The organism is Actinomadura sp. NBRC 104412 (assembly GCF_030269515.1).
Lineage (GTDB): Bacteria > Actinomycetota > Actinomycetes > Streptosporangiales > Streptosporangiaceae > Spirillospora.
This window is the reverse complement of record NZ_BSTM01000070.1, coordinates 1-4376: the sequence shown is the minus strand read 5'-3', so window position 1 is coordinate 4376 and position 4376 is coordinate 1. Positions and strand designations below refer to the sequence as shown.

Genomic DNA, 4376 nt, shown 5'->3' with positions numbered 1-4376 from the left:
CTGCCAGAAAGTCGGCCACGAAAGCGACACCAATGATGCTGATGTGACAATTGAGGCAATCAGTGCTTAACTAATCAATAGATCGCGAGGTGGCCTTCTCATACACCACCCGCCTGGACGCGGCCAACAGGCCACCCAGCCGCAGGTCAGGCAGACCCGCAAGGTCGTCCAGCTGTCACCCTGGGCCTGGCAGGCCGGGCATCGGTCCGATCGCGGTGTGACGGGCACCAGCCCGTCGAGGTGCCCACAACGCGGCGCCGATCCGTTCGGGCTGATCGGGGGCATGCCCAGGGACATGCTCTGGCCGGATCTGTTGCGGCTGGCGCCCATAGCAAGCCCCCCCTTCTCCATCACTCAGACACCGAATCCGGCTGGTCGTTTCAGTCGTTCCGGCTCATTGCTTTGAGTCAACCCCATTGACGCGTCGACGGAAACGGGCAATGTGAGCGGTGCCCATCACCAAAGCCGATCGCCTCAGACAGGTCCTATAGACCTTCCCGCACTTCGGGTGGGCAGTAGGATCACCACTGAAACCCTGCGCGCACGAGTTCTGCCACCAGGGCGGGCGCACTCCAGGGAGACCCACGATCGGGTGGACGACTTTCCCGCGGAAACAGGCCCGGCATGGGCTCGGTGGCGGGTAGCGGTGTCGTGTGCAGGAGGTGCCGACATGGAACTGCGCCAGCTGCGCTACTTCGTGACACTGGCCGAGGAGTTGCATTTCGGGCGGGCGGCGGCCCGGGAACACATCGTGCAGTCGGCGTTGAGCCAGCAGGTGCAGCGGCTGGAGCGTGAGCTGGGGGTTCGGCTGCTGGAACGCAGCACGCACCATGTCGACTTGACCGCCGCCGGGGCCCTGTTCCTGGTCGAGGCGCGGCAGATTCTCGCGCACGTGGACCGGGCCGCCCAGGTGGCCCGCAGCGCCGTCGGCGCCTCTCCCGCCCTGCGCGTCGGGATCATCGATTCCAGCTATGACTCGATGCCGCAGATCCTGCACGAGGTCCAGGCCCGCCACCCCGATCTGGTCATTCACCAGGTCGAGGTGGGGGTGCCCGAGCAGTACCAGCAGCTCATCGACGGGCGCCTGGACGTGGGCATCGGCCGGGCCGCGCTCGCGCCGCCCCAGATCGCCTCACACCTGTTCCGTCGCGACCCGCTCGGGGTGCTGGTCCCGCCCGGTCACCGGTTCGCCGACCTGAAGGCGGTGCCCGTCGCCGCGTTGGCCCAGGAGCCGCTGCTGCTCGCCGAAGAGGCCCAGGCGCCGGAGTTCAACCAGTTCACCGTGGAGATGTGCCGGGCCGCCGGTTTCACCCCCACGGTGTATGAGGGCACCGTGGAGAGCATCCGTGCCGCGGCTGACCTGGTCGCCCAGGCACGCTGCCTGTACTGCGTGCCGTCCTCCTGCATCGCAGCGCTCCCCGGAACGATCTGGCGACCACTCACCGAACCGGTTTCCTTCTACCCATGGTCGGTCCTGTGGCGCGCGAGCGAGGACTCCGATCACGTGGCGGCCATCGTCGGCTGCGCGCGCACCATGTCCCAGCGGCTGGGCTGGCTGGCCGCCACCGATCAGACAACGGCGGGGCGGGAGGACCGCTGAGCCTGCGAACGACGTCGGAGGTGGCGGCGTCGGTGCTGTTCGGTCGTCGCCTGATACTCGTCGTAGCGGCTACCGGGAAGAACCTTCGAAACGCCCGCTGGGTTTCGGGAGGCTCCGCAGGCCGCGGCGGAACTTCGTCGAACATGCCGCGGACGCTCAGCAGGTGATCTCCTCGTAGAGGCGGTGGGTCTCGGCGGCGATCCGGGGCCAGGAGTGGCGCGCGCGGACGCGGTCGGCACCCGCGATACCGAGGGCTTGGAGGAGCGTGGGGTCCGCGAGTGAGGCTCGGAGCCGACGGGCGATGCCGGACGGTGTCAGGTCCGAGATGAGCAGCCCTGTGACGCCGTCCAGGACGGTGTCGAGATGGCCACCGGCCCTGGTGGCCATCACCGGGACGCCACAGGCCATCGCTTCGAGCGCGGCGGTACCGTACGGGTCATAGGGGCCGAGCGCGAGCATCAGGTCGGCTGAGCGGATCAGCCGGGGGGCCACCCTGGCCGGCACCTTGCCGAGCAGGATCACCCGGTCGTCGACACCCGCTTCCTTGGCGAGCAGCCGGAGCCGGCCGGCACCGGGATCGGTTTCGAGTGAGGCGGGTTCAGGACCGCCGGCGATGACCAGCTCAGCGCCGGGGACGCCGGCGAGCGCCCGCACGACGGCCCCGGCGCCCCCCTCCGGCACGGGACCGGTCGTCATGAGCAGCCTGGTCTGCTCTCCGCGCGGGTACGCCGGTTCGCGGGTGGTGAACTTGCCGATGTCCACGGCGCCGGGGACGACGCTGATCCGGTTGCGCGGCACGCCGAGACGGATCAGGGCGTCCTTGTCCTGGGTGCAGGCGACGGTGCTGGCCACCGCCGTCCGGCCCAGCGCGCGCTCCAGCCGGGCCTGCGCGCCGCGGTTCGCGCGTTTGGGAGGGCTCGCTGGGCCGCGCGGGCCGCACCGGCAGTCGAGCAGTTCGAAGCTCTGCAGGACGGGTGTCCTGGCGGAGCCGTGCGACTGGGAACCGGCCAGGGCGGCGAGGCCGCCGGTCCAGCCGTGCGCGTGCACGACCTCGGGCGGACGATCGCCCCACCGGGCGGCCAGGCGCCTCCCGAACTCTCCCAGGTGCGGCAGGAGCTGAGCGCCGTCCACAGGATGTTCCGGACCTGCGGGAAGGTACTCCACGGCCACTCCGGGGGCGAGTGTCGTGCGGCGTTTGAGCGGCGACACGCGCCGGGCGTGGATCGTGATGTCATCGCCCAGCCGGCCCAGTTCGAGGGCGAGGGTGGTCAGCCGGGCGGGATGGTCCGGTGCGATCATGGCAATTCTCATCGAGAGGTCTCCGGCCTGGGACGGCGAAACAGAAAAGACTTGGAGATGAAGTTCGGTACGTCGCGATGGCCGAGACCCGGCTCGGCGGGAGGGCGCTGATCGGCGCCCGGTTCCAACGGCACGGTCGCGAAGCTGGCCGCGCAGGCTCATCCCGTACCGGTACGGCGAGTGCGGGTCACCGGGTCGGTCGGTGAAGGCATGGTGGCGGCGGTGGACCGCCACCCAGTCGACCACCTTGCCCTGGAAACTCATCGAGCCCGCCACGGCGGCGGCATGATCCCGTCAAACCCCGCCTTCTCGCGGAGAACGCTGAGCTGGTCGGTGGTCATGGGCCCTCACCCGGAACAGATCCCGGCCTCAGAGTCGCCCGGAATCCAGTTCCTCAACGGCTCCGGAGGTATCGGCACGACCCCCCGGCTAGGGGCCGCTGGCACCAGCCAAGCCCTTTGGTGAGGCGACGGACAGCGGCAATCCGAGCAAGGCCCATCACCAAGGCCGATCGCCTCCAGTCCTGCGGCCGGCTCCATCACCGCGTGCGCGGCGACGGGAGCGGTCCCCGACCGGGACGATGAGCAGGTCGACGCGCAGTCCGTCGGCGCGAATAGCGGTGAGCAGGTCTACGCGGTGATGATGGTGATGGGTGATCACCGCGGCGACGGCACAGGAGACCGGCTCGCCTCCACCGGAGTGGCGGGGCGAGCTGGTGGCGTCCAACCTGTCATTTCCTGGGGAGAAGGGACGTTCAGAAAACGGCTGTTTCCCCTGCTGCCGCGGCAAGGTTGGATGAAAGTGAACGGGCATGTCGGCCCGGTGGCCGTACTCTCTGCGGCGCATTGGGGCCGCTGCTTCGACCGGTTCGGAAGACCGATCCTGGCAGTCACCGAATTCATGGCTCGTCGAGGAGTTCGGTCATGGACATCACCACCTGGATCACGCACTTGAGTTCGCCGAAGGGCGGTGTGCGATGCCGATAGCCGGCGGTGTCGCCCTCCTGACGATAGGCGCGATCCTCACTTTCGCCGTCACGGGATCCATACGCGGTATCGATCTGCACGCAGTGGGCACCATCTTGATGGCCGCCGGTGCGGCCCTGCTGCTGCTTCCGCTGGTCACGCGCGGCATGTCACCCCCGAAGCCATGGTCGGCCCGCAGCCGCCAAGACGCCATCGACGAAGCGGACGACGGGCCGCCGAACTCTGCCGCACCGCCGCACCGCGACAGCCAGCCCGGTGGTCAACCCACCAAAGGTCGTGCCCGGCCACGACGTAGCCGACGCTAGGCCAAAGCACCCGCATGAACATCACCGGTGAATGGTCGCTGGGTCATCGGCGACCGGCCCTAGTGTTCTGAGTCAATAGTTCTTTGTTAGCCGGTAGGCTGTGGGGATGCCGAGCCCGAAGCTGGAACCGGTGGTGTTGTCCGAGGAGGAACGGTCGGTGCTGACCGGGTGGGTGCGCCGCCGCAA

The 4376-nt window shown here is 68.8% G+C and carries 4 protein-coding genes; 2 read left to right on the top strand and 2 right to left on the bottom strand.

Annotation, left to right across the window (positions count from 1 at the left end):
* Positions 1-670 precede the first annotated feature (670 nt).
* Positions 671-1600 (top strand): LysR family transcriptional regulator, encoded by a 930-nt coding sequence (locus QSK21_RS35645; protein ID WP_285702176.1) that lies wholly within the window; start codon positions 671-673, stop codon positions 1598-1600.
* A 156-nt stretch (positions 1601-1756) separates the two neighbouring features.
* Here QSK21_RS35645 and QSK21_RS35640 read toward each other — a convergent pair whose 3' ends face one another.
* Complete coding sequence (locus QSK21_RS35640) at positions 1757-2899, bottom strand: glycosyltransferase (protein ID WP_285702175.1); 1143 nt, start codon at positions 2897-2899, stop codon at positions 1757-1759.
* Positions 2900-3797: 898 nt separating this feature from the next.
* Positions 3798-3965, bottom strand: coding sequence for a hypothetical protein (locus tag QSK21_RS35635; protein WP_285702174.1), 168 nt, complete (start codon positions 3963-3965; stop codon positions 3798-3800).
* Here QSK21_RS35635 and QSK21_RS36335 point away from each other — a divergent pair.
* Entirely contained in the window at positions 3903-4190 is a 288-nt protein-coding gene (locus QSK21_RS36335) for a DUF6458 family protein (protein WP_352231381.1), read from the top strand. The genes QSK21_RS35635 and QSK21_RS36335 overlap by 63 nt on opposite strands.
* Positions 4191-4376 lie beyond the last annotated feature (186 nt).